Annotated in this window: 24 protein-coding genes, 1 tRNA gene, 2 pseudogenes and 1 riboswitch; of the genes and pseudogenes, 9 read left to right on the top strand and 18 right to left on the bottom strand. The window is 48.3% G+C overall.

What is annotated here, in order from left to right:
• Positions 1 to 43 precede the first annotated feature (43 nt).
• Positions 44 to 913: a patatin-like phospholipase family protein gene (locus CXF70_RS08400; protein ID WP_101802263.1), complete on the top strand. Its 870-nt coding sequence runs from the start codon at positions 44 to 46 to the stop codon at positions 911 to 913.
• Between the two features lie 82 nt (positions 914 to 995).
• Here the strand turns inward: CXF70_RS08400 and selA are convergent, their stop codons facing one another.
• The 3 genes and pseudogenes from selA to selB all read right to left on the bottom strand — a co-directional run bounded on the left by selA (position 996) and on the right by selB (position 4,587).
• Positions 996 to 2,408, bottom strand: coding sequence for an L-seryl-tRNA(Sec) selenium transferase (selA, locus tag CXF70_RS08395; RefSeq protein WP_101802262.1), 1,413 nt, complete (start codon positions 2,406 to 2,408; stop codon positions 996 to 998).
• A gap of 30 nt (positions 2,409 to 2,438) precedes the next feature.
• Positions 2,439 to 2,621, bottom strand: a pseudogene (locus CXF70_RS18560) (Rdx family protein); the annotation flags it as partial.
• A gap of 67 nt (positions 2,622 to 2,688) precedes the next feature.
• The gene (selB, locus tag CXF70_RS08385; RefSeq protein ID WP_101802260.1) at positions 2,689 to 4,587 is read right to left on the bottom strand and encodes a selenocysteine-specific translation elongation factor; all 1,899 of its coding nucleotides are present in this window, start codon (positions 4,585 to 4,587) and stop codon (positions 2,689 to 2,691) included.
• Between the two features lie 136 nt (positions 4,588 to 4,723).
• Between selB and CXF70_RS18145 the strand changes: the two genes are divergently transcribed.
• From CXF70_RS18145 to CXF70_RS08360, 6 genes are all read left to right on the top strand, one after another.
• Positions 4,724 to 4,820 (top strand) — tRNA-Sec (locus CXF70_RS18145).
• A gap of 566 nt (positions 4,821 to 5,386) precedes the next feature.
• Positions 5,387 to 6,397, top strand: coding sequence for a glycosyltransferase (locus CXF70_RS08380; protein ID WP_199172810.1), 1,011 nt, complete (start codon positions 5,387 to 5,389; stop codon positions 6,395 to 6,397).
• Between the two features lie 21 nt (positions 6,398 to 6,418).
• On the top strand, positions 6,419 to 7,468 hold the full coding sequence (selD, locus tag CXF70_RS08375; RefSeq protein WP_199172809.1) for a selenide, water dikinase SelD: 1,050 nt from the start codon (positions 6,419 to 6,421) through the stop codon (positions 7,466 to 7,468).
• A 116-nt stretch (positions 7,469 to 7,584) separates the two neighbouring features.
• Positions 7,585 to 8,340 carry a phosphonate ABC transporter, permease protein PhnE gene (gene phnE, locus CXF70_RS08370; RefSeq protein ID WP_084243855.1) on the top strand — a complete coding sequence of 252 codons (756 nt, stop codon included), beginning with the start codon at positions 7,585 to 7,587 and terminating at the stop codon, positions 8,338 to 8,340.
• Positions 8,341 to 8,353: 13 nt separating this feature from the next.
• A complete protein-coding gene (gene phnC / locus CXF70_RS08365; RefSeq protein WP_101802258.1) occupies positions 8,354 to 9,115 on the top strand; it encodes a phosphonate ABC transporter ATP-binding protein in 762 nt (253 codons plus the stop codon).
• Between the two features lie 67 nt (positions 9,116 to 9,182).
• Positions 9,183 to 9,791, top strand: a complete 609-nt coding sequence (locus CXF70_RS08360) for a polysaccharide deacetylase family protein (RefSeq protein ID WP_233208581.1) — start codon at positions 9,183 to 9,185, stop codon at positions 9,789 to 9,791.
• Between the two features lie 286 nt (positions 9,792 to 10,077).
• On the opposite strand, the pseudogene CXF70_RS08355 reads toward CXF70_RS08360, so the two are convergent.
• Together CXF70_RS08355 and phnD are read right to left on the bottom strand one after the other, a co-directional pair.
• Positions 10,078 to 10,284 (bottom strand): annotated as a pseudogene (locus CXF70_RS08355) (thioredoxin domain-containing protein); the annotation flags it as partial.
• 171 nt (positions 10,285 to 10,455) lie between these two features.
• Positions 10,456 to 11,358, bottom strand: coding sequence for a phosphate/phosphite/phosphonate ABC transporter substrate-binding protein (gene phnD, locus CXF70_RS08350; protein WP_101802256.1), 903 nt, complete (start codon positions 11,356 to 11,358; stop codon positions 10,456 to 10,458).
• Positions 11,359 to 11,653: 295 nt separating this feature from the next.
• Here phnD and CXF70_RS08345 point away from each other — a divergent pair, with 295 nt between their 5' ends.
• Positions 11,654 to 12,910, top strand: coding sequence for a YeeE/YedE family protein (locus CXF70_RS08345; RefSeq protein WP_101802255.1), 1,257 nt, complete (start codon positions 11,654 to 11,656; stop codon positions 12,908 to 12,910).
• 57 nt (positions 12,911 to 12,967) lie between these two features.
• Here the strand turns inward: CXF70_RS08345 and queE are convergent, their stop codons facing one another.
• From queE to queC, 3 genes are read right to left on the bottom strand one after another with little or no spacing between them, the layout of a single operon-like run.
• The gene (gene queE / locus CXF70_RS08340) at positions 12,968 to 13,675 is read right to left on the bottom strand and encodes a 7-carboxy-7-deazaguanine synthase QueE (protein ID WP_101802254.1); all 708 of its coding nucleotides are present in this window, start codon (positions 13,673 to 13,675) and stop codon (positions 12,968 to 12,970) included.
• Positions 13,672 to 14,097, bottom strand: a complete 426-nt coding sequence (gene queD / locus CXF70_RS08335) for a 6-carboxytetrahydropterin synthase QueD (RefSeq protein ID WP_101802253.1) — start codon at positions 14,095 to 14,097, stop codon at positions 13,672 to 13,674. Before queD ends, queE begins: the two co-directional genes overlap by 4 nt.
• The gene (queC, locus tag CXF70_RS08330; protein ID WP_101802252.1) at positions 14,094 to 14,759 is read right to left on the bottom strand and encodes a 7-cyano-7-deazaguanine synthase QueC; all 666 of its coding nucleotides are present in this window, start codon (positions 14,757 to 14,759) and stop codon (positions 14,094 to 14,096) included. The genes queD and queC overlap by 4 nt, the downstream gene beginning before the upstream one ends.
• A 7-nt stretch (positions 14,760 to 14,766) precedes the next feature.
• Positions 14,767 to 14,810, bottom strand: a riboswitch (PreQ1 riboswitch).
• Between the two features lie 156 nt (positions 14,811 to 14,966).
• Here queC and CXF70_RS08325 point away from each other — a divergent pair.
• Positions 14,967 to 16,835 carry a heavy metal translocating P-type ATPase gene (locus CXF70_RS08325; protein ID WP_101802251.1) on the top strand — a complete coding sequence of 623 codons (1,869 nt, stop codon included), beginning with the start codon at positions 14,967 to 14,969 and terminating at the stop codon, positions 16,833 to 16,835.
• Between the two features lie 232 nt (positions 16,836 to 17,067).
• Here the strand turns inward: CXF70_RS08325 and CXF70_RS08320 are convergent, their stop codons facing one another.
• The 10 genes from CXF70_RS08320 to CXF70_RS08275 all read right to left on the bottom strand — a co-directional run bounded on the left by CXF70_RS08320 (position 17,068) and on the right by CXF70_RS08275 (position 23,561).
• Entirely contained in the window at positions 17,068 to 17,844 is a 777-nt protein-coding gene (locus tag CXF70_RS08320) for a sulfite exporter TauE/SafE family protein (protein WP_101802250.1), read from the bottom strand.
• A gap of 58 nt (positions 17,845 to 17,902) precedes the next feature.
• Positions 17,903 to 18,130, bottom strand: a complete 228-nt coding sequence (locus CXF70_RS08315) for a sulfurtransferase TusA family protein (RefSeq protein ID WP_101802249.1) — start codon at positions 18,128 to 18,130, stop codon at positions 17,903 to 17,905.
• A gap of 307 nt (positions 18,131 to 18,437) precedes the next feature.
• Positions 18,438 to 19,565, bottom strand: coding sequence for an MBL fold metallo-hydrolase (locus CXF70_RS08310; protein WP_101802248.1), 1,128 nt, complete (start codon positions 19,563 to 19,565; stop codon positions 18,438 to 18,440).
• A 45-nt stretch (positions 19,566 to 19,610) separates the two neighbouring features.
• The gene (locus CXF70_RS08305) at positions 19,611 to 20,006 is read right to left on the bottom strand and encodes a DsrE/DsrF/DrsH-like family protein (protein WP_101802247.1); all 396 of its coding nucleotides are present in this window, start codon (positions 20,004 to 20,006) and stop codon (positions 19,611 to 19,613) included.
• 39 nt (positions 20,007 to 20,045) lie between these two features.
• A complete protein-coding gene (locus CXF70_RS08300) occupies positions 20,046 to 20,615 on the bottom strand; it encodes a sulfurtransferase TusA family protein (RefSeq protein ID WP_101802246.1) in 570 nt (189 codons plus the stop codon).
• 59 nt (positions 20,616 to 20,674) lie between these two features.
• A complete protein-coding gene (locus tag CXF70_RS08295) occupies positions 20,675 to 20,971 on the bottom strand; it encodes a rhodanese-like domain-containing protein (protein WP_101802245.1) in 297 nt (98 codons plus the stop codon).
• Positions 20,972 to 20,990: 19 nt separating this feature from the next.
• Positions 20,991 to 21,356, bottom strand: a complete 366-nt coding sequence (locus CXF70_RS08290; RefSeq protein WP_101802244.1) for a rhodanese-like domain-containing protein — start codon at positions 21,354 to 21,356, stop codon at positions 20,991 to 20,993.
• Positions 21,357 to 21,376: 20 nt separating this feature from the next.
• Positions 21,377 to 21,856 (bottom strand): DsrE/DsrF/DrsH-like family protein, encoded by a 480-nt coding sequence (locus CXF70_RS08285; RefSeq protein ID WP_084243838.1) that lies wholly within the window; start codon positions 21,854 to 21,856, stop codon positions 21,377 to 21,379.
• A gap of 156 nt (positions 21,857 to 22,012) precedes the next feature.
• Positions 22,013 to 22,273 (bottom strand): metal-sensitive transcriptional regulator, encoded by a 261-nt coding sequence (locus CXF70_RS08280; protein ID WP_084243837.1) that lies wholly within the window; start codon positions 22,271 to 22,273, stop codon positions 22,013 to 22,015.
• Positions 22,274 to 22,442: 169 nt separating this feature from the next.
• Complete coding sequence (locus tag CXF70_RS08275) at positions 22,443 to 23,561, bottom strand: MBL fold metallo-hydrolase (RefSeq protein WP_101802242.1); 1,119 nt, start codon at positions 23,559 to 23,561, stop codon at positions 22,443 to 22,445.
• Positions 23,562 to 23,592: the final 31 nt, after the last annotated feature.

The raw sequence follows: 23,592 nt of genomic DNA, 5'->3' as shown, positions 1-23,592 counted from the left end.
AAATGGAAATGCAGATCCGTTAACTTGAGATGGAGGGATCGATATGTACGACAGTGGATTAGTTTTGGAAGGCGGCGGCATGAGAGGGATTTATACCGCCGGCGTACTGGAATATTTCATGGAAAAAGACCGTTATTTCCCGTATGTCATCGGCGTATCGGCCGGCGCCTGCAATGCGGCTTCCTATATCTCCAGACAGCCGGGAAGAAACAAATCGGTGATGGTCGATTTCGTGCGCCACCCTGATTACATTTCACTGCGCAACCTCATGCAAAAAAGAGAGTTGTTCGGAATGGATTTGATTTTCGATCAGATTCCGAACAAACTTGTGCCGTTCGATTTCCCTGCTTTTCATGAAGCAAAAGAGCGGTTTGTCATCGGCACGACGGATTGCGTAACCGGGGAACCGGTTTATTTCGAAAAAAATGGCAGCCCGAAAGACATCCTGTCGATCATCCGCGCTTCCAGTTCCCTGCCTTTCATGTCCAAAGCCGTTACATACAATGGCCATCAGCTGATGGACGGCGGCGTAGCAGATCCGGTACCGTTCAAAAAGGCGCTCGCGGACGGTGTAGAGAAGCCGGTGATCGTGCTGACGAAAAGCAAAGGGTACCGCAGGAAACCTTCGCGCTTCAGAAAAACGGGCCGCTATTTTTACAAGGACTATATGGGACTTACTCATGCACTTGAAATCCGCTGGAAACATTATAATGATCAATTGGAAGAAATCGAACAGCTTGAGCGGGAAGGCAAAGTGTTCGTCATCCGCCCGTCACAGGATATTAAAGTAAAACGGGCAGAGCGTGATCCCGTGAAACTTGATCAGCTCTACCGTCAGGGCTACTCGGATGCGCAGCATGCTTTTGAAGCGATGGAAAACTGGCTCCAGGCGAAAGCTGTGGAATCCAGCTGAATTTGCTGGCCCACTTTACGCATGCGTTTAAAAAACCCCGGTCACTCCACTGTTTTTCAGTGTGAGCTGACCGGGGTTCTTTTTATTCTTCTGCCGCAATAGCAATGAATGCCTGTATGACTTCGTCCATTTCATCTTCACGGACCGTCCGGAAGTCGACACACACTTTTTCATCTTGGATTCTCGCAATGACCGGCGGACGATTTTCTCTGAGACGCTTCGCCAGTTGCTGCGCCGGCATCCCATCATGGCTGATCGCCGCCAGGTATGTCGGAATTTCGACTTCCGGCATGGTGCCGCCGCCGATTTGTGAAACCCCCTTCAGCAAATCCACATTGTAATCACCCGTGCGTGATTCCAGTGCTGTGATAAAACTCCCTGCCTGCCGCTTAATGTCATCTGAATTTCGCATAATATCCCGGACGGTCGGAATTTCTTTTACGGCATCCCCACCAGCCACATAGGCTTTCAGCGTTTCTTCCAATGCGGCGAATGTCATTTTATCGACACGCAGCACGCGCGCCAGCTGATGTTTTTTGAGCTTGCCGATCAGCTCTTTAGTGCCGGCGATGATACCGGCTTGCGGGCCGCCAAGCAATTTGTCACCGCTGAAGCTGACGAGATCCGCTCCTGCAGCAATCACATCCCGCACATGCGGTTCGCTGCCGATACCGTGCTTTTGGAAGTCATACAGCGCGCCGCTGCCGAGGTCTTCATAAAACACCAGCTCCTCGTAGCGATTCTTCAATTCCACCAACTCTTCGGTTTCAACCGTTGCTGTAAAGCCCGACATGAAGAAATTGCTGGTATGGACTTTCATGATCATCGCTGTCTCTTCATTAATCGCGTCTTCATAATCGAATAAATGCGTTTTATTGGTCGTGCCGACTTCACGAAGGTGCGCCCCGCTTTCTTCCATAATGGAAGAAACCCGGAACGATCCGCCGATTTCTACAAGCTGGCCGCGGGATACAATGACTTCTTTCCGTTTCGCCAATGCGCTTAAAATCATAAACACTGCCGCAGCGTTATTGTTCACGACCATAGCCGCTTCTGCCCCTGTCGCCTGTTTGATCAGGTCTTCCAGGATGTCATGGCGCGAACCGCGCTTTCCTTCGGCGATCCGATATTCCAGATTGGAGTAATCACGCGCTGCCCGTGTGACGTGTTCGACTGCCCGTTTGCTCAGGCGCGAACGTCCCAGATTGGTGTGCAGCACCGTGCCGGTCCCGTTGATGACACGCAAGAGCCGGTCTTCATTCCATTCAGCTGCTTTTTCCCTGGCGTTGCTGAAAATCAGTTCGCTGAACTTTTCCTCAGCAGGCGATACATCCGATTTTCCCGCAAGCAGATTTTCACGCAGCACACCCAATTCCTGCTGGATGTACTTCGTACCCTGTTCGGCAGTCAGCCCGAAAGAAGTTAAAAATTCTTCAAAACGCCTGTCTTTCTGCAATTCATGGACGGGCGGTAATAGGCGCAAATATTGCTTCATCGCAAATCCTCCATCTGCCGTGTTGGTAAGCTATTTTTCAATGATCCGGATGATTTCACTGAGCTCCGGGTACTGCCTCGTTTCCAATTTCGAGTGGATTTTTGTTCCATCCACTGTGATTTCGAATGCGCCGCCGGAACTCGGGACGAGTTCAAGCGCTTCGATGTCGGGCTTGAAATGGCTGAATAATTGTTCCGCAAAACTTGCGGCTTTGGGTGCGTAATTTCATTGCATGCAAAACTCGATTACGATTTTCATTGCCATCACACTCCCTTCTGCGCTATTTTCCGGTCCAGCGGCGCTGGTCTTCAGCGCGCTCGGTGATTCCAAGCGAATCGAACAGTTCCAATAATGGAATCAGGTATTTCCTTGATAAATCCAGCGAATCTTTGGCTTCCTTCAAATCGAATGCCGCTTCTGTATTCTGCTTGAGTCTGGCTGCAGCCTCTTCAACTGCGCTGCGGTGAATCATCGTATCCTCCTGCAGCGGGTAAATCTGTTTCATTTCCAATAAATACAACGTCAAATCCGAAATTTCGCTTTTCGGCAGCGGCGAGCCTTCAAAGTACTGCTCCCATTTCTTCACTTGGATGCCGTCCTTTTCAAGTGCGGCAATGATCCCTTCCATCCGCACCTTCCACTGCTTCGGCAAATGCGGTTCGAAAGTGCCGAGCGCGATAAACTGCCCGACTTTCTTCAGGTCTCCTTGATCAGTCAATCGGTTCAGGCTGTACTCAATGAAAGGCTTCGGATAACCGGCACTCAGCGACTGGCTCAATTCCGCCTTGCTCATGCCGGGTCTCATCGGAAAGTCTGTATGATAGGTTTCAACGCGCTCTACGAATTCCCCTGTGATCTTTGAAAAAGTTTTCGCCAGGGTGAATTTCTGCGAACCCGTTTCCAGCAGGCTGCCATTCTCCAAACCTGCCGCAATCGTTTCTTTCAGGACCAGTTCATCCAGTGAAGTTTGCTGGATCAGCTGCTTTAAATCCAGCAGGATATTTTTCGCCAGCGCTTCTTCCACAAGATCTGTTGGTGTCCCTTTCATGACATTCCGCAGCATCTCAATCGTTTCCGTACCGAAACGGTATTTGCCGCCTTTCGGCTGGATCACCCAGCCGCCGCCAAGTGTTTCAACCGGCGTCGGCCGCCGCAGGATGAATCGGTCGCCGCGCCGGACCACGATTTCTTCATCAAGCCGGATCTGGCACATCACTTCTTCATCGGTCTGCTCCAGTTCATTGCGGTCAAAAAAGACGATTTTCCCCATCACTTCCGAAGTTCCCACATGCACTTTCACCGGTGCCCGCTGCTTGAGCGGCGTGAATGAGCCGCCGGTAAGATTCAATACGATATCAATGGTGTCAGTCACCAGAAAATGGTCGGATGCCACCAGCACATCCCCGCGGAATACCTCGGTTTTATCGATTCCGCCCAGGTTGACCGCTGTCCGCTGCCCTGCCCGCGCTTCTTCCCGCTCTTCGTGATGAACTTGGATCTGGCGTGCTTTCACTTTCAGCCCTTTTGGCAATAAAGTCAGCTGTGCCCCTTTTTGGACTGCCCCTTCATAGATTGTTCCGCGGACAACCGTCCCTTGCCCTTGGACCGTAAACACCTGGTCAATCGGCAAACGGAATGAACCATAGGCGTCACGGAATTTTACTGCTTTCAGGCTATCGATAATGGTGGATTTCAATTGATCGACGCCAGTTCCCGACAAGCTGTCGACCAGCACATACGGCGCGCCGTCAAAAATCGTTCCTTCTAGCCGTTCCTGAATATCTTCCTTTACGAGTTCCAGCATGATGTCATCGACACGGTCAATTTTCGTGATGGCCACGATGCAATGTTCAACCCCCAGAAATTGAAGAATCTCCAAGTGCTCCTCAGTTTGCGGCATGACACCTTCATCTGCCGCTATGACAAGAACCACCAAATCGATTCCGGCAACCCCGGCAATCATCTGGCGGATAAACCGTTCGTGCCCCGGCACATCAATGATCGATAATTGCGTCCCGTCTTCCGTCTCGAACGGTGCGTACCCCGGTTCAATGGAAATGCCCCGCTCTTTCTCTTCCTTTAAACGGTCCGTGTCCACATTCGTCAGCGCTTTCGTCAGCGCCGTTTTGCCATGGTCGATGTGACCGGCCATGCCGATCGTGTAATATGTCTTCTCCATTTGCTCACCCGACTTCTCTGTTTGATCATATCTTAACTTTAAGCTTCCATCAGGCGGGTTTCAAGCACAGCGTTCCAATCTCCGTTCTTGCGATTCTCCAAGTTTCCCTATACAATTAAAATCGCTTACAGATTATGGGGTTGGATGAGTGACTGGTGTCTTCCTGGGTCTTCAAAACCCTGAGGGACCTGCGTGCCAGGTCCGGTGGGTTCGATTCCCACACGATCCCGCCAATACATAGAAGATAGAAAAGCGGAAACGGCCGCTCAGCTCCGAAAAGCGTAAGACGATTTGGCGAAATGGCGTCTTTTCAGCCATGCAGTCTCGAAAAGCGGAAGTGCCTGTTCAGCTCTGACAGGTATAAGACGAATCAGCGTAGTGGCGTCTTTTGCCACGTAGCTGATTTGACTTATATCCCGAAGAGCTAGGCACTGGAGACTAGACACGGAGTGGCTTACGACTCGAGGAGTTGGCCGTTGGAGTCTGGACATAGAACCATTTAAATTCAGGCAAATTAAAATTAGTAAGCTAAACTTTTAATTTGTAACAAAAGCCGCCAATTCGGCGGCTTTTTCTATAATAAAGTAGCCTGGCGGAAATTTGCGTGCGATTAGGGTCTGCTTGCGTGCGATTAACACCCTCTTGCGTGCGTTCCGCCCAATTCTCAAAGATTTTATTGAAATAAAAAATTAGCAAGTGGTTAAAGATGACAAAATACACTAGTTTCAGGATAATTAAGTGGAGACATTTAATCCCTGGCTGATTCTATACGCCAAAACGCAAAAGGATTGAACTGACGATGAAAATAGTATTGGCCGCGCCGAATTATCCACAGCCGCGGGGCAACACCGTGACGGTGCGAAGAATTGCAGCGAATTTGGAGAAAATTGGTGTATGTACTGAAATTGTTTCAATTACAGGAGAAAACCGCGCCAACACATTGCCCGAAGCCGATCTGGTGCATGGCTTTCACGCCTATTACTTCCATCAGTTTCTGCAGCAGCTCGATCAAAAACCGAAATCTTATATCATCACGATGACCGGCACCGATTTGAATGCTGATCTCTTCAATCCTGAAAAACGGCCTGGAGTGCTCAGCACGCTGGAAGACGCAGCTGCAATCCATGTTTTTGATGAAGCCGCCAAAAACACAGTGCTGCAGGAAGCGCCGCAATTCGAGGGGAAAGTCTTCGCGATTGCGCAAGGTACGAGTGATTTTTCTCCCGCGAACCATTCACAGCTTGAAAAAAAAGCGGGTACTTTTTTATTCGTATTGCCGGCTGGCATCCGAAAGGTGAAGAATATCCCTTTTGCCATCAATGTTCTCGCCAAACTGCATGAAGCGATTCCGAACATTCGCCTGTGGCTGGCTGGCCCGATTCTCGAACAAGCGGAAGCGGACATCGTGCTCGCTCTGGCGGAACAACATGCCGGCTGGCTGACGTATATCGGTGAAATTCCCCATGCAGAAATGGGTGCTGTTTTCGAAAATGCAGACGTCGTGCTCAATACTTCCCATTCAGAAGGGCAGCCCGCCGCGATTCTGGAAGCGATGGGTTACGGTAAACCGGTTCTGGTTTCCAACGTTCCCGGCAACAAAGGAATGGTTGAAAATGGAAAAACCGGGTATTTGTATAATGACCAAAAGCAATTCCTTGATTACGCAGCCGAGCTGATTAATAATAACGAAGCAAGGCAACGCATCGGCATGCAGGCGAAACAATATGCGGCCGCTCACCATTCCCCTTCCTTCGAAGCGGAAGCCTTGCTGAAAATTTATACTTCAATAACACAGCAGGACATTACTTAATATAGAAAAGAGGCGATCCTAATGACTGAAAAAGATATGGTTAAATTGACTTCTTTATCATCGAAAGGTGGTTGAGGATGCAAAATTGGTCCTGAGGACCTGGCGCAGGTTCTGCGTCATTTACCGAGAAATGCAGAAAACCCTAATTTACTGGTCGGACTGGATACAGCCGACGATGCCGGCGTTTATAAAATCAGCGACGATGTGGCACTTGTCCAAACTTTGGACTTTTTCACACCAATCGTCGATGACCCTTATATGTTCGGACAAATCGGCGCAGCCAACTCATTGAGCGACGTTTACGCAATGGGCGGCAAGCCGCTGACTGTCATGAATATCGTGGCGTTCCCGATCAACACATTGGATAAGAGTATCCTGGCAGACATCCTCGCCGGAGCTTCCGATAAAGTGAAAGAATCCGGCGCCACTTTGGTCGGCGGGCATTCAATCGACGACCAGGAGCCGAAATTCGGATTATCCGTTACCGGCACGATTCACCCTGACCGCATCCGCGCGAACGCAGGAGCGAAGCCGGGCGACCGCTTGATTTTGACCAAACCGATCGGCGTCGGCATCCTTACGACGGCCATCAAGCAGGATTTGCTTGAAAAAGACGATCTTGCAGAAGTGATGGAAGTTATGGCCACGCTGAATAAAAAAGCGGCTGAAGCAATGGAGAACTATACCGTCAATGCCTGCACGGATATCACCGGCTTCGGCCTTCTTGGCCACACGATGGAAATCGCGAAAGGCAGCAGCACAGGCGTCACGATTTACAATGATGAGGTCCCTGTCCTGGCGAGAGCCAAGGAGCTTGCTGAACAGAACATCATTCCAGGAGGCACGCATAAAAACCACAAATGGCTTGCATCTGATATCGATTACGCGGACAATATCAGCAAAATCGATCAGCTCATCCTTTGTGACGCTGTAACTTCCGGCGGATTGCTGATTTCTGTTCCTGAAGCAGAAGCGGATGCATTGCAGCGCGACCTTCAGAGCAGCGGCGTCCACTCTTCGATTATCGGAGAAGTTACCGAAGACAATGCGGGACGCATTAAAGTTATCTAATTAAAAGCGTGAAAGACTGTACAATAAAAACAAGGACTCGCAACGAGTCCTTGTTTTAAAATTACAGGCAATATGATAAGCCGTAGCGGCATCACCAAAGAATAGAGTTGATTTTGATGTGGTTTAAAAAGAGGAGTTTAGTAATATACGCTTTATTGGTTGTGGCGATATTCATCAGCATGCGCCTGACTGAGTTCGATCTGACGAAATTCCGGGATTTCCGGAATATGATCGACTTCCTGTCGCAATGGTTCCCGATGGATTTCACACGCTTGCCTGGTATGCTCGAAGATACCCTGGCCACTTTGGCGATGGCGTTTCTCGGCAGCTTCCTTGGGCTGATCATCGGTTTGCCGCTGAGTTTCCTTGCCGCGCGGAATACAGCACATTCCAAGCCTGTGTTTCACTTTTTCCGGGTGGCACTCAGTTTTGTGCGCTCTGTACCGGAAATCGTTTTTGGTTTGATTCTTCTGACTACACTCGGGCTCGGGCCATTCCCGGCAGTGCTGGCGATTACATTCCATAACATCGGCGTCATGGGCAAACTGATTTCCGAGCTGATCGAAGCGGCGGATACCGGACCCCAGGAAGCGATGAAAGCGGTCGGCGCAAAACGCTGGGTCGCTTCACTCTTCAGCATCCTTCCCCAGATCTGGCCGAATGTCCTGTCCAACTTTTTCTATCGCTTCGAAGTGGCGATCCGCACTTCATTGATATTGGGATTCATCGGCGGCGGCGGTATCGGCCAGCGTCTGTTCAATGATTTCAATACGTTCAATTATTCATCTGTGTCGCTCGATGTCCTGATCATCATGGTCATGGTCATTCTTGTCGACTCGCTCGGCAGTTTTGTCCGGAATCGCGTTATCTAAAGGAGGCATGAAAATGCTTGAACTGAAAAAAGTATCCGTCCGGTACCCGGGAATGAAAGACAATGCCCTTAACCAGCTCAATTTGTCTTTTGAAAAAGACGAGTTTGTCTGCGTTCTCGGAAAAAGCGGCGCCGGAAAGTCGACATTCATCCGCTGCATCAACGGCCTGCAGCAGCCGACGGAAGGCGAAATCCATTTTGACGGCACACCGATGTCGTTTCAAAAAGAAGAGCTGCGCCAGACCCGGCGTGAAATGGGGATGGTGTTTCAGCATTTCAACCTGATCCCCCGCATGAGCGTACTGCAAAATGTGCTGACCGGCCGCTTCGGTTACCGCTCCACGTTTAAAAACCTGATCGGCTGGTTCACATCGGAAGAGATCCAGGAAGCGAAACGCATCATCGCGGAAGTCGGATTGACGGAAATGGAAAACCGCCGTGTCGAAAATTTGAGCGGCGGCCAAAAACAGCGTGTCGGCATTGCACGCGCATTAGTTCAGCATCCGCGAATTCTTCTGGGTGACGAACCGGTGGCCAGCCTGGATCCTGGAACTTCGAACCGAATTTTCTCCTTATTGCAGGAGATTCATGAACGACTGGGTTTATTGACCATCATCAATGTGCATGATATTGAACTTGCCAAACGCTATGCAACGCGGATCATCGCCCTGAAAGACGGCGAATTGATTTTTGACGGCAAGCCCCAGGACTTCACGAGCACTGAATATGAAGAAACTTACGAGGCTGAACAGCAGAACCTGTTCTTCCAGATTTGATACAATCGTCTTAAGGAAGGTGATTTTGATGAGAAAAAGTCCATGAGCAGTCAATTCGTCCAGGGTCGTGTACGACTCTCAAAATCCGGAAATCCTGGCCTCTGTTCCGAACCGGAGCGCGGACAGGAAAACCGTTATTCTCACTTTTGACGATGGTCCAAGCAGGGTCCTGCCTGACATACTTGATGTATTGAAGGCAACCGGGACACCCGCGGTTTTCTTCTGGCAGACACGCCTTCTGCACAAGGAAAGGCCGTGGAAACGGGTCTTGGCTGAAGGCCATCAAATCGGCACCCATACCGTAAACCACAGGAACTTGGCTGACCGAATGACACAGCAGCAGCAATACGATGAACTGAAAAATAGTGTAGATACTCTTGAACGCATCACCGGCAGACCAGTGGCCTTCTTCCGTCCACCCTATGGGCAGTTCAATGATGATACGCTTCGCGCAGCCAATGAGCTGAAGCTCAAAACCGTCATGTGGCGCATCGCTTCGATGGACTGGGAGCTGAAAGACGAGCCGGACCAGATTATAGCGAATATCGTCGACCATCTGGAAGACGGGGCCATTATTTTATTGCATGAGTTAAGCCAAACAGTCAAAGTCCTGCCGCAGCTGATTGCTGCCATTAAAGAGCAGGGATATGAGTTTGCTGTACTGGAAACCGAATAATGTATGAAAAGCTTGCTCCCTTCAATTTGGGCGCAAGCTTTTTTAGGCTTAATACATATTTTTTCGTTTACTCCCAACTTTACCCTGAATACTCCCAACTTCCTTCGGTTTACTCCCAACTTAGGCCAGAATACTCCCAACTTCCCCGCTTTTATTCCCAACTCGCTTAAAACGCCTCGAAATAAAAAACTCTTAACCTGTTTTCTGTCAAAAAAAAAGCGCCTCCAGCTGACAGTCCGCGAATTGCTTCGTGAGACTGACGCTGGAGGCGCTATTTTTATGGAAGTTACGTTAGTGCAAATTCCTTCAACGGTTCTTCCGGCATAAAGCCGACAGAACGTTTTACTTCTTTCCCGTTTTTAACGAGCACTAAAGTCGGGATGCTCATAATGCCGAATTGCTCTGCCAACTCTGGAGCCTCGCTGACAACCACTTTATAAAAATCTACTGAATCAACCTGTTCAGCAACGTTTGAGACCACCGGTCCCAATTGGGCGCAAGGCCCTCAACCATTCGATCCGAAATTCAGGACTGCCGGTCTTTCATTGTTTTCAACAAGATTTGCATAATCTTCTGCCGTGATTGTTTTAACCATGTGACATCCTCCTTTTTCTATACGAACTATATTATAACCGTTTTTTTATAACCGCTATACGTTTCATCTTTATTCTTCGATAATGCCTTCTTTGATCGCTGCCTGTCTGATGCTTTCATAATCTTCCGTAGTGGCTTCAGTAAAACCTGAAGCACCGAAGGCATCCAGGATGACCTGATCTTCTATCGCAAGGAATGCTTCCTGCAGCTTGTCAACCGTTTCTTCGTCGATGCTTTCACGGACTGCCCACGGATATTGGAATAATTCTTCCGATTCCCAGATCGTCTTAATTTGTTCGCCATCGATTTTTCCTGATTCCACCAATTGATTGTAAATCGCGCTGTCGATCGCACCGGCATCCACTTGCTTGTTCAGAACCGACAAAGCAGTGGCATCGTGTGAACTTGTGTTGCGCACGGAATTGAATTCATTTTCCTGCTGTGATTCATAAACACCGCGGTCCTTCAGTTCAATGGACGGAATCAATGAACCCGAAGTGGAGTTCGGATCACCGAAAGCAAAATCGATTTCCTTCGGATTTTCCAGCAAATCTTCAAGAGAATTCCATGGATTATCGGCATGTGTAATGATGTATGAACGGTAGAAAGGTTCGCCGTCCACCAATGATGTAATAATCGCCTGCGCGTTGCTGTTGGCATTCGCGATTACGAAAGTCAATGGCCCAAGATATGCCATATCGATCTTGTCGTAATTCATCGCTTCCACCACACCGTTATAATTCGGATAAACATCCAGTTTCACTTCACGATCCAGCTCTTCACTCAAATAATTCTGGAGCTTGTTCATCGCTTCTTCCATTTCCCCTTCAGTCTGAGCCGGAATAACGCCGATTGTAAAGGCTTCCTCTGAGCTTTCTGTTGCTTGCTCTGTGTTTTCTTCTTCTGCGCTTCCGCAAGCCGCCAAAACGATGGCGAGGCTCAGCAAAATTGCAGTCATCCAAAATTTCTTCATCCATTGCACCTCAACTTCTATTTATTTCCTCATTTCATTCAAATGAAAATAAGATTATGCTGTAGTAATTATTCAACAGACGTTCAATACAATCAAGGAATTAGCCTTGCAATAAATCCAAACGAATTAAGACGAGCCATTCGCCTTCTCGTAAGGAATGGGAGAAACCTCTCATACAATACCGTTCCAATAAGCTTTCTCTTGCCGGAAGCTCAAAGAGTTGACTTGAATTTCCAGAAACATTATCATAGAAAAATATTCCCGACTAAATTAATAGGAAAAGGATGTTATAAATTTGACCACTACACAAGTTCAACCTGTCAACGACACAAAAGGTCCGATTGCAAGAGACAGTCTTGCCCTGAATGATCCGCAAAAAGCATTGATTGCCGGCGGAATAATTGTCGGATTTCTTTTACTCGTTTATCTGCTCGCCACCCAGCATATTTCACAGTCCATGCTTCTCGTGATCGGCCTGCTGCTTGGCTACACTTTATTCCATGCACGCTTCGGTTTCACCTCAGCGTTCCGCCGCATAGCGGCAGTCGGCAATGGCCAAGCGATGCGCTCCCATATGCTGATGCTGGCAGTGGCAGTCTCACTGTTCGCACCGATACTTGCATACGGCACCACCTTTTTCGGCGGTCCGGTTGCGGGATACGTTTCACCTGTCGGCGTCAGCCTTGTTGTTGGCGCGTTCCTCTTCGGGATCGGCATGCAGCTCGGCGGCGGCTGTGCTTCCGGCACACTTTACGCAATCGGCGGCGGACGCACCGTCATGTTCGTGACGCTGCTGTTCTTTATCGTCGGCGCAACAATCGGCGCATACCACTTGCCGTTCTGGACAGAAGAAATGCCTGCGTTCGAGCCTTACTCCCTTGCCACTTCCACGGGTCTGGGCTATGGCGGCGCATGGCTTGTATCGATCATCTTCTTCGTTGTGATTGCATGGATTACACTGATTATCGAGAAGAAACGCAAAGCGCCGAAAATGGCGCCGGTTCCATCTGCAAAAGGCTGGCACCGGATCCTTCGCGGTTCTTGGCCATTATTCGCTGCGGCAATCGCTTTGGCGCTGCTTAATGCGCTGACATTGATGACACGCGGCACGCCTTGGGGCATCACATCCGCTTTCGCCCTTTGGGGTTCAAAAATTGCAGGCGCATTTGGTGTCGACGTGGCAAGCTGGGGTTATTGGCAAGGCGCCAATGCCGCTTCACTTGAAGCTTCCATTTTCGCCGACTCCACTACCGTCTTGAATTTCGGTGTTATCCTTGGCGCGTTCATCGCTTCCGCTGCCGGCGGCTTGTTCAAATTCACACAAGTCACTGCAGGCAATTTCGCCGCTTCTGTAATCGGCGGCTTGCTGATGGGCTACGGCGCCCGCCTTGCGTTCGGCTGCAACATCGGTGCCTATTTCGGCGGCATCGCATCGTTCAGCCTGCACGGTTATATCTGGGGGATCCTGGCGCTTGCCGGCACATTCCTCGCGCTGTACCTCCGTCCGCTGTTCGGACTGTCGGTGCCAAAATCCAATGATTCGGTATGTTGATGAATCCAATCACAAAAGGAGTGTCTGTCAAAATGGCAGACACTCCTTTTTTCTGTTTCAGACACCGCGTTTATTTCCCCATACCAAAGCATGGAGCTGAGGCAGCACTTTCACATCATTCATGATGGTGGAATTCGTGCTGAGATCGATCAGCCATTCATAGCGCTCCAATAAACCCGATACCAGACGGACATCGTCTGTAGAGGTAATATCGTCATTTCCCACCTGCAGAAAAAATGGCACCGCAGGATAGCGGAGATGGACCTGCCCGGCAAATTCAAAATCCATTTCATCGAAAATCACGATTTTCAAACTGGCATTCGAATCCTTCAGCTTTTCCATGTAAGCATCGAGCTTCTCAAAATCAGTAACCATGCCTGAGCTTGGCGGCTTCGGTGAAAGTGTAATATCATCCACTTCCAGCAGCCAGTCCTGCCAGAATGTCGCTTGTGTCTCCACCGCCACTTTCCAGCCTTCCACATGACAAAGCCGGATCAGCTCTCCGATTCCCTTGTGGAGCAGCGGATTCCCACCCGAAATGGTGACATGGGAAAAGCGGCTTCCGCCGATCCCTTTCAATTCTTCGATGATCTCCTGTGGCTGCCGGGAAAAGCTTTTGCCCGTACCGTCCCATGTGAAACTGGAATCGCACCATGAACACGAATAATCACAGCCGGCAGTCCGGACAAACATCGTTTTTTGGCCGATGACCATTCCTTCCCCTTGTATTGTCGGACCGAATACTTCCATTACAGGAATCTTCATCGCAGCCACCCCTGTTCCGGCCGGTAAATCACGTAACTCGTCGGTGTTTCTCTGACAATGACCTGAAGACAAGCCGGTTTATTGTCTCGGGTTTTAAGGATTCCATCAATCGACTGCCAAATCTGTTCCGCCAGCCGTTCCGTGGTCGGGAATTTCCCGTTGAATTCGGGATGATCGTTCAATATCGAATGGTCATACTTTTTATGGATTGCGTCTTTCAGCAATTTGAAATCTATTAAAAAATCAGAAGCATCAAGTTCATTTCCAGCCACCGTTACATTTACAAAATACGTATGTCCGTGCACCGCCTGACATTTCCCTGCTTCCGCATGCGGAATGAAATGCGCTGCTGAGAAGTTCATATCTTTATTCAATTCAAATCGGTAGGCATGCGGGACTGATGGATAAAATTGCTGCATCATTGCGCTGCACCGCCGGTCTTTTCTGCCAGATAAGCTTCCAGACCGTCATTTCTCAACTGGCATGCCGGACATTCCCCGCAGCCGCTGCTTGGTACTCCGTTATAGCAGGTGACCGTTTTTTCCTGCACAAATTCGAGTGCCCCGAATCGGTCAGAAAGCTCCCACACCTGTTTCTTATCGCGCCACATAAGCGGCGTATGAATGACGAATTGAGCATCCATCGCCAGATTCAGTGTTACATTAAGCGATTTGATGAACGTGTCACGACAGTCGGGGTAGCCGCTGAAATCCGTTTGGCTCACACCGGTAATGATGTGCTGTGCCCCGATTGTATGTGCATGAACAGCTGCAAATGACAGGAACAGATGATTTCTCCCCGGCACAAAAGTGGAAGGCAGTTCCCCTTCTTCTTCGCTGATCGGAATTTCGTCACGTGTAAGCGCGTTGGCAGACAATTGATTGATCAATTGCATATCCAGCACTTTAAACGGAACTTCCAATTCTTCAGCAATCTTTCGCGCATGCTCTATTTCCACGGCATGGCGCTGTCCGTAATCGAACGTAACGGTGGTAACTTCCTTAAATTTTGATAATGCCCAAAAAAGACAGGTGGTACTGTCCTGGCCGCCACTGAATACGACGACCGCTTTTTCATTATTCATTCAAAACATCTCCTTAGTTTTTTTAAGAGGGATTTCGCGAACCTCTATAATTTGAACATTTTTCATCGTACCACATATAATGCGGACGCTGTAAAGAACTGAAAATTCGAAGTCGAATGCTGGTTGAACCTTTAAATTTATTGCAAGACAATCCAATACTTTCCATCAGCAAAAAGATCTATAATTAATGTAAAGGGAGATGAGCCCATGAGGAATTGGAGAACGCATATTGAACTGATCGCTGCCATCTTGTCCGGTGTTTTGATCATCATTGCTTATATTCTTGAAACCCAGTCCATCGAATTGTGGTCGGTCATCACCTATCTGGCGGCTTTTTTGATCGGCGGTTATGCTAAAGCGAAATACGGCATCCGCAAGACGATCGAAAACCGGAAGCCGAACGTGGAATTATTGATGGTGCTGGCTGCAATCGGCGCATCCCTAATCGGCTACTGGACGGAAGGCGCCATCCTGATTTTCATCTTCTCCCTCAGCGGCGCACTTGAAACCTATACCATGAATAAAAGCCGCAAGGAAGTTTCGGCATTGATGCAGATCCAGCCGGAAGAAGCGTGGCTCTTGAAAGACGGTGACACGACCCGCGTATCTGTTTCTTCCCTGCAGCCGGGTGACCGGCTTGTCGTCAAACCGGGGGAACGCATTCCGGCAGACGGCCGTTTGCTGATCGGCCATACGGTAGTTGATGAATCCGCCATCAGCGGGGAATCGGTGCCGGTTTCCAAAGATATAGAAGATGAACTGTTCGCTTCTACGGTTAATATGAGCGGCGCTATTACAATGGAAATGACCAAGCCGAATTCTGAAACGCTGGTACAGAAAATCATTGATCTTGTACAGTCGGCACACAGCGAAAAACCGCCTTCCCAGCAATTCGTCGAACGTTTCGAAGGTCGATATGTAAATATCGCTTTGATTGTATTCATCCTTTTATTGTTTCTGCCGCATTATTTGATCGGCTGGGATTGGAACACGACTATTTACCGTGCCATCCTCTTTCTGGTTGTGGCTTCACCATGCGCATTGGTCGCATCGATCATGCCGGCAACGCTGGCGGCCATTTCAAACGGCGCGAAAAGCGGCATCATCTTCAAAGGTGGCGTCCATCTCCAGAACCTTGGTGAAATTCGTGCCATCGCTTTCGATAAAACCGGCACCATTACGCGCGGACGACCGGAAGTCACTGATTTTTCACTGCGGAAAGATATCGACAATGACCGGCTGATGGCCATCATCTCCGGCATCGAAATGCAGTCGAACCATCCGCTTGCCAAGGCGATCACTGAATTTATTCAAGCAAAAGGCATAGAACCATTGAGAAATCTGCAGATCACCGATGTGCCCGGCAATGGATTGAAATCGGTAATTGACGGTGAAGAAATTTTGATCGGTAAACCCGACTTTGTCAACCTTCACGATGCGGAAGAGTTTCAGGGCGGTGTACTGAACCGCTGGGCCGATGAAGGGAAGACAGTGACCTTCGTCCGCGACAGCAAAGGCATCGCAGCCGCCATTTCGCTGAAAGACACGGTTCGGGAAGACGCAAAAGCGACGATTGAGAACCTGCAGAAAGCTGGCATCTACTGCATCATGCTGACCGGAGACAACAAGAAAACCGCTAAAGCCATTGCCGAAGAAAGCGGCATGGACGCTTATATCGGCAGCTGCATGCCTGGCGATAAAGTCGAAGAACTGAAAAAACTGCTGACCGAGCATCAATATGTCGCCATGATCGGCGACGGCATCAATGACGCGCCGGCGCTTGCCATTGCCACGACTGGCATCGCAATGGGCGAAGGCACCGACGTCGCACTCGAGACAGCTGACGTTATCCTGATGAAAAATGACTTGACCCGCATCGCCTATTCCATCCGGATGGCACGAAAAATGCAGCGCATCATCAAACAGAACATCGTTTTCTCAGTCAGCGTCATCATTGTGCTGCTGATCCTGAACTTCATGCAGTCCATCACAATTCCCATCGGCGTCGTCGGCCATGAAGGCAGTACGATCCTCGTGATCCTGAACGGCCTGCGTATGTTGAATCGGAATATATGAACAGTGTGGGGTGACTGCCTTTTCGGTCGGGGTCGGAAAAATACCATTTCTGAAGCGGAAAATTATCACTGCGCAAGTAAATTCCAATCTGTGCAAACAACTCTGAATCTGCGCAAATAAAACTGATTCACCGCAAATAAAATCAATTCTGCGCAAACAAATTTATAAGTTGTTAAATATGAACACAAATAAAACCAGTATCGGCTCCAATCCGCCGATACTGGTTTTATTTTTATAGAATATCCACCCAAATTTTAATGGCTGTGCCGAGGATCAGCAGCGCCAATATCCATTGGAGGTATTTCGTGTTCATCTTCTGGCCAAGTTTGGCGCCAAGCGGTGCGGCGATGATACTTGCCACAATCATGACTGCCGCGGGACCATAAAGGATCTGGTCTGTAACGATTTTACCGAAAGTCGACCCGATGGACGAAATGAATGTGATGGCGAGGGAAGTCGCAATCGTCATCCGCGTCGGGATTTTCAAGACGACCAGCATGATCGGCACCAGGATGAAAGCACCTGCTGCTCCGACGATGCCGGCTGCAATTCCGACGATGAACGCCAAGCCAGCCGCCAGCCATCTATTGAACGTCACCTGATCAAGCGGGATGTCATCGACACCTTTTTTCGGCAGGAACATCATGACAACCGCAATGGTCGCCAAAATAGCATAGACAAAATTGATGGCAGCCTCCGAAAGAAGCGTCGAGCCGTAGCCGCCGATGAAACTCCCGACCAGGATAGCTCCCCCCATATAAGTGATCAGGGTTTTATTCAGATAACCGCTGCCACGGTACGCCCAAACACCGGCGATTGTGGCGAAAAATACCTGGATGGCGCTGATGCCGGATACTTCATGGGCGCTGAACGCCGTGTAGCCGAACATGACCGGAATATACAGCAGCATCGGGTATTTGATGATCGATCCGCCGATTCCGACCATTCCGGAGATGAAGGAACCGATGAAGCCGATCAGGAAAATGACGATAATAAAATCAAAACTCATCTTTTGTCACCTCTTCCAAAAGCGAAAAGGGTATCACAGCGATACCCTCTTGCAACTCTTAGCCTTTCTTGATCCAGAATTTAAGGACGTCGCCCGCTTCTTCAATCTCCAATAGTTCGTGGCCGCCTGATTTTGCCCAGGCAGTCATGTCAGCTATTGCTCCTTTGTCAGTCGCAAGGATTTCCAGGATTTGTCCTGACTCCATGTCTTTCATTTCTTTTCTTGTTTTCACGATCGGCATTGGGCAAGCCAAGCCTTTTGCGTCTAGTACTTTATCTGCGTTCATCAAAATCTCTCCTTTAGGTTTTAATTAATTTGAATTAATAATCGATATTCCGCAAAACAGCTTCGCTTGCCGCGGGCTTGCGTCGAGCTAACTCGGTCTCGTTTCACTTCGCCCGAGTGGATCTCGCCACTTCGCTGGTCCCGCAGGCGTCTACGCTGTTTTGCTGCATATCTAAGCTATTTCTTAGCGCCGGCGCGCCTCAGGAGCAGGCGAATGCCGACGGAGCAATAAGACGAGCGATTTTCTCGGCTTATTGCGGGAGCCTTGTCCAAAGCGCCGAAGCGACTTTTAAACAATTTTTTCTTTATTAACGAACCGCACAACGGTTTGGCCCGATTTCCATTTCACGCTGAACTTCTTCGTCAAGCGTGATTTTACCCATGTTTGTTTTGCGGATGTCCTGATAAGCGTTTGGCTGCGGCGGCAGGTTTTTCGTTACCATGTCGCGGAATTCCTGCTCATCTTCGATATTCAATCCGTGGTTTTCTTTGAAAAGGTCGCCCAATTTTTTCGCGACGCTTCCGTCCTCATTTAACTCATCCATGATCATGAAGTGAGCCGGTAAAACGACAAGTTCATCAGCGAGTTCCGCATAGCGGCTGTAAAGTGATTCACGAAGGTCGCCTACCCAGTCTTCAGCAAGGCCTGCAAGGTCAGGGCGTCCAATGGAATCGATGAACAGGATGTCGCCTGTCATCAAGTATTGGTCGTCAACGATGAATGATGTTGAACCGATTGTATGCCCCGGTGAGTATAATGCTTCGATTTCAATTTTCGCGTCGCCGATAGCCACTTCCAGTCCATTGACCAATTCCGCATAGTCGAATACCACTTCTTCAGCGTCAGCCGGCGGCAAGTAATACGTTGCGCCTGTTGCTTCAGCGATCTGGCGTCCTCCGGAAATGTGGTCTGCGTGCAGGTGCGTATCGAATACGTGCTTGATCTTAGCACCTTTTTCCTGCGCGAAATCCAAGAAGATATCAGTCATGCGTGTTGCATCGATAATAGCGGCTTCACCGTCTGAGATTGCCATGTAAGAAAGGCATCCTTTTCCGATGCGTACGAATTGATACAATTCCCCGCCATTTTTCAAATCGCCGACTTTCACTGGTTCCAGGTGTTCACTCCACGCTTTCATGCCGCCTTCAAGGTACGCCGCGTCGACGCCTTCTTCATCAAGCATTTCCGCCACCATGACAGAAGATCCTTCTTTCGCGCAAACGACAAGAATGTCTCTGTCTTTCGGAAGTTCTGAAACCACTTCTTCGACACCGTCCAATAAATCAAAATAAGGTGTATTCAGATACTGAATGTTGCCGCCTTCGATTTTCCAGTCGGCGAAAGCGTCGCCGTTGCGGACATCAAGGATAAATAAAGGCTGATTTTCTATTACTTTGCGTGCTACTTCTTTTGCTGTCATTGCTTTTACAGTCAATTTAAATACCTCCGTCAGTATATTTTTCGTTGTATTTTTAAGAGATTAGAAAGTTAATGTAACGTCTGCGTCTTTTGCGAATTCAAGGAATGTGACTGCTCCGCCAACATCAATGCCATCGACGAAAGCTTCTTTTTCGAGGCCGAATAAATCCATTGTCATTTGGCAGCCGATGAATTTCACATCAAGTTCCTGCGCCATTTCAACCAGTTCCGGGATTGCCGGTACATTTCCTTTTGCGAATCCTTCAGCAATTTGTTCCTTGCCTTCAGGCAGCGGCAATTGGCCATATGCTTCTTTATTGATCAAGTTCAATCCTTCGAATGTAAAGAAGATTGCCACTTCGTGATCACTTGCCGCTGCTGCTGTTGCGATATTGTATACTTTATAAGCATCGAATAATGTTCCGTTTGATGCGATGATTGCTGTTTTACCTGCCATTTTATAATTCCTCCAGTTAAATTGTTTTTCAATATATGCTTATGCGTTGTTTTGTTCTGTTTCGCCGTCCCATTGGCTCATGCCTTCTACTGCATTTTTTACGCGTCCGAAGCCTTTGTGCGCCAATTGTTTTGCTGCGAAATCACTGCGGTTGCCTGTGCGGCAAATGACGATCACTTCTTTTTCAGCATCCAATTCCTCTGCACGGTTTTCCAGCTCGCCAAGCGGAATGGAAATTGCGCCTTCGATGTGGCCAAATGCGTATTCAGCCGGTTCACGGACATCAAGTACGACTACATCGTCGCGGCCCATCTGTTCTTTCAATTCAGCGTTTGTCACTGTATGCGGAAATTGCACTTCTTCTTTTTCTTCTGACTGATCCGCTTTGCGCAAATAATGCTTCAGCACATCTCCTTCTTCAAATGTTCCGAGGTATTGGTTGCCGCTGCTCTTCGCCCAGGCTTTGATGTCAGCCAAGGACCCTTTGTCAGTTGCCTGCACTTCAATAACCTGGCCCGGCTCGAGTTCAGTCATCGCTTTCTTTGTGCGTACAATCGGCATTGGGCAAGCAAGCCCTTTTGCATCCAGTAATTTATCTGTTTGAATCATTTAATTTCCTCCTAATTACCCCCTGGGGTATATTTATTGTTAAAAAAATATTGGTTTTTTTATTCAGTCGGTCCGTCCCAGGCCATCATACCGCCGTCCATATTGATTACATTGTAGCCACGGCCAGCAAGAATATTTGTCGCCATTCCGCTGCGGCTTCCTGAGCGGCATACCATAATGTGTTCCTGAGATTTGTCGATATCCTGCAGGCGGAACTCGATAAGCCCTAAAGGAATATTCACAGCACCGGGAATTTTCCCTGCCTTCACTTCTTCTGTTTCCCGGACATCAATAATTGAAACAGCTTTATTGTTATTCATATATTCTTGTACTTCTTGTGCAGTCATTGTTTTCATTCGTTATTCCTCCTTCAAATTAAGCGCGGTAGCTTCCCATGCCGCCTCTTACGTTGATCACATCAGTAAAACCATTTTTGTTCAGGATGGCAGCCGCTTTGCTGCTTCGCATGCCGCTCTGGCAAATAACATAGGTTTCTTTATTTGCGTCGAGTTCGCTGACCCGTCCAGGCAATTCATTCAATGGAATGTTTTTAAATTCCTTGATGCGGTTGGCTTTGAACTCGCCAGGCGTCCGAACATCGATGAATTGCTTATCTTTCTTCTTCAATTGTGTTTTCAATTCGTCTGTGGAAATGGATTTTACACCTTTTGCCGGTGACATTGCGCGATAACCGATAAAGACGATTACTGCTCCGATTAAAATTGTCAACCAAGTATCCATGTTTTCCCTCTTTCCTTCTGTTAAATGAACAAGTTTACGTTGCCGTCTTCAGCATCCGCCAGGTAAGCGGCTACTCCTGCATACGTCACACCATCGAGCAGTTCTTCCTGTTTCAATCCAAGAAGGTCCATTGTCATCGTACATGCTACAAGATTGATATCCTGTTCCTCTGCCATTTCGATCAATTGCGGCATTGTCATTGCGTTATGCTTTTGAATGACCTGTTTGATCATTTTCGGACCCATACCGCCCATATTCATATTGGATAAGCCAAGGTTGTCCGCACCGCGCGGCATCATTTTGGCAAACATTTTTTCAAGGCGTGTTTTTTTCACTGCTGGCGGATTTTCTTTCCGTAATGCATTCAATCCCCAGAATGTGTGGAAGATCGTCACTTCATGATCATAAGCCGCTGCTCCGTTTGCAATAATATAAGCAGCCATTGCTTTATCGTAATCTCCACTGAATAATATGATGTTCGTTGTCTTTTTCTGTTCCAATTGCTTGTATCCCCCTTGATAATATACCCTCCGGGGTATATAAAAGTCAAAAAATAAAAAACGCACCGGCTTGAGCAACAGAGAAGTAAAATACCTATAGGGGTATACTAACATCCGAGATAAAAACTCGTCAACCCATAAGTTTGACGAATTTTTTTATCGGCTTTTCACAAGAAGGCTGACTGCATCTTTTACGAGATTGTCTGTGCTTTCACCGTTTTCAAGGCTTTCACGCACACATTGTTCCAAGTTTTCGCTGACGATGACCCCGATAGCCCGATCCACTGCACTTCTTACAGCAGACAATTGTGTAACTACATCACGGCAGTCGTCATTTTCCTCCACCATGCGAAGCACACCTTTCAGCTGGCCTTCAATCCGCTTTAAGCGATTCTGGACTTGTTTGTCGTATTCCATCTTTTTCTTGCCTCCTTGTTGATCTCTTTATTAATACTATAACCCAATTATATACCCCTCAGGGTATAAATTCAAGTAATTGAACTGAGAAGTAAAATGGATAATCCGTTGACCTGTGCCCAGTTTAGGACTAAACATTTCCACGGTCAAGGATTATCCTTTTCTTCTATTATACTGCGCAGTTATTCGGACCGGTCTCCATTTCCTTCGCTTCTTCAAGCGGCGGATGGATTTTGCCCATATTGGTCTGCCGTATTTCTTCGTAAGCATTCGGCTGATCTTTCAGATCTTCCGTCACCCGTTTGATAAATTTTTCTTCATCGTTAATCTGCAAGCCTTCATTGTTCTGATACAGGACAGACAATTTTTCGGAAACACTGCCATCTTCGTTCAATTCGCTGACGTCCGCGTAATGGGCCGGAAGCACAAGCAGATCATCCGCTAACTTTTTATAACGGTCATACAGGGTCTCATAAAGATCATCAGCCCAGTCTCCCGCCTTACCGGCAAGATCCGGACGACCGATGGATTCAACAAACAGAATATCACCGGTCAGCAGGTATTTATTGTCGACAACGAAAGTTGTGCTGCCGATCGTATGCCCCGGAGAGTATACGGCTTCGATCACCGCACTGCCGACTTCCAGTTTCATGCCGTCTGTTATCGGTTCAAAATCGAAAACGACTTCTTCTGCATCGTCCGGCGGTAGATAGTAGGTGGCATCCGCTGAATCCGCCAGCTTTTTACCGCCTGAAATATGATCGGCATGCAAATGCGTATCGATTACATGCGTGATTTTCAGCCCTTTTTCCCGGGCGAATTCTTCATAGGATTCTGTCATGCGGCTGGCATCGACAATGGCGGCCTCTCCGTCAGATTCGATCAAATAAGACAGGCAGCCTTTGCCCAGGCGCACGAATTGATAAAGCGCACCGCCGGCCACTTCGCCGATTTTGACTGTTTCAAGCTGTTCACTCCAGGCAGCCATACCGCCTTCGATCGAGTACACATTATCGAAACCATTTTCCTGCAGGAATGCGGCAGCTTTCTGTGAAGTATTCCCTTTCCCGCAAACCGTATACAGTGTCTGATTCTCCGGCAGTTCTTTCAGGTCGGATGAGTCGGAATTACTCAACTCTTTGAATGGTATATTGATAAATTGAACGTGATCGCCTTCAATTTTCCAGTCTTCCGCTTCCTCTGGGCTGCGGACATCCAATACATAAATGGGTTCATTGTTAAAAACCTGACGGGCAACTTTCTTGGGTGATACGGATTCTACTGTCATATACAATTCCTCCTTGCCTTTGATTCATTTA

Source organism: Planomicrobium sp. MB-3u-38 (genome assembly GCF_002836425.1).
Classification (GTDB): domain Bacteria; phylum Bacillota; class Bacilli; order Bacillales_A; family Planococcaceae; genus Planococcus; species Planococcus okeanokoites.
The sequence above is the reverse complement of the archived record's forward strand: the minus strand, read 5'-3'. Positions and strand labels throughout refer to the sequence as shown.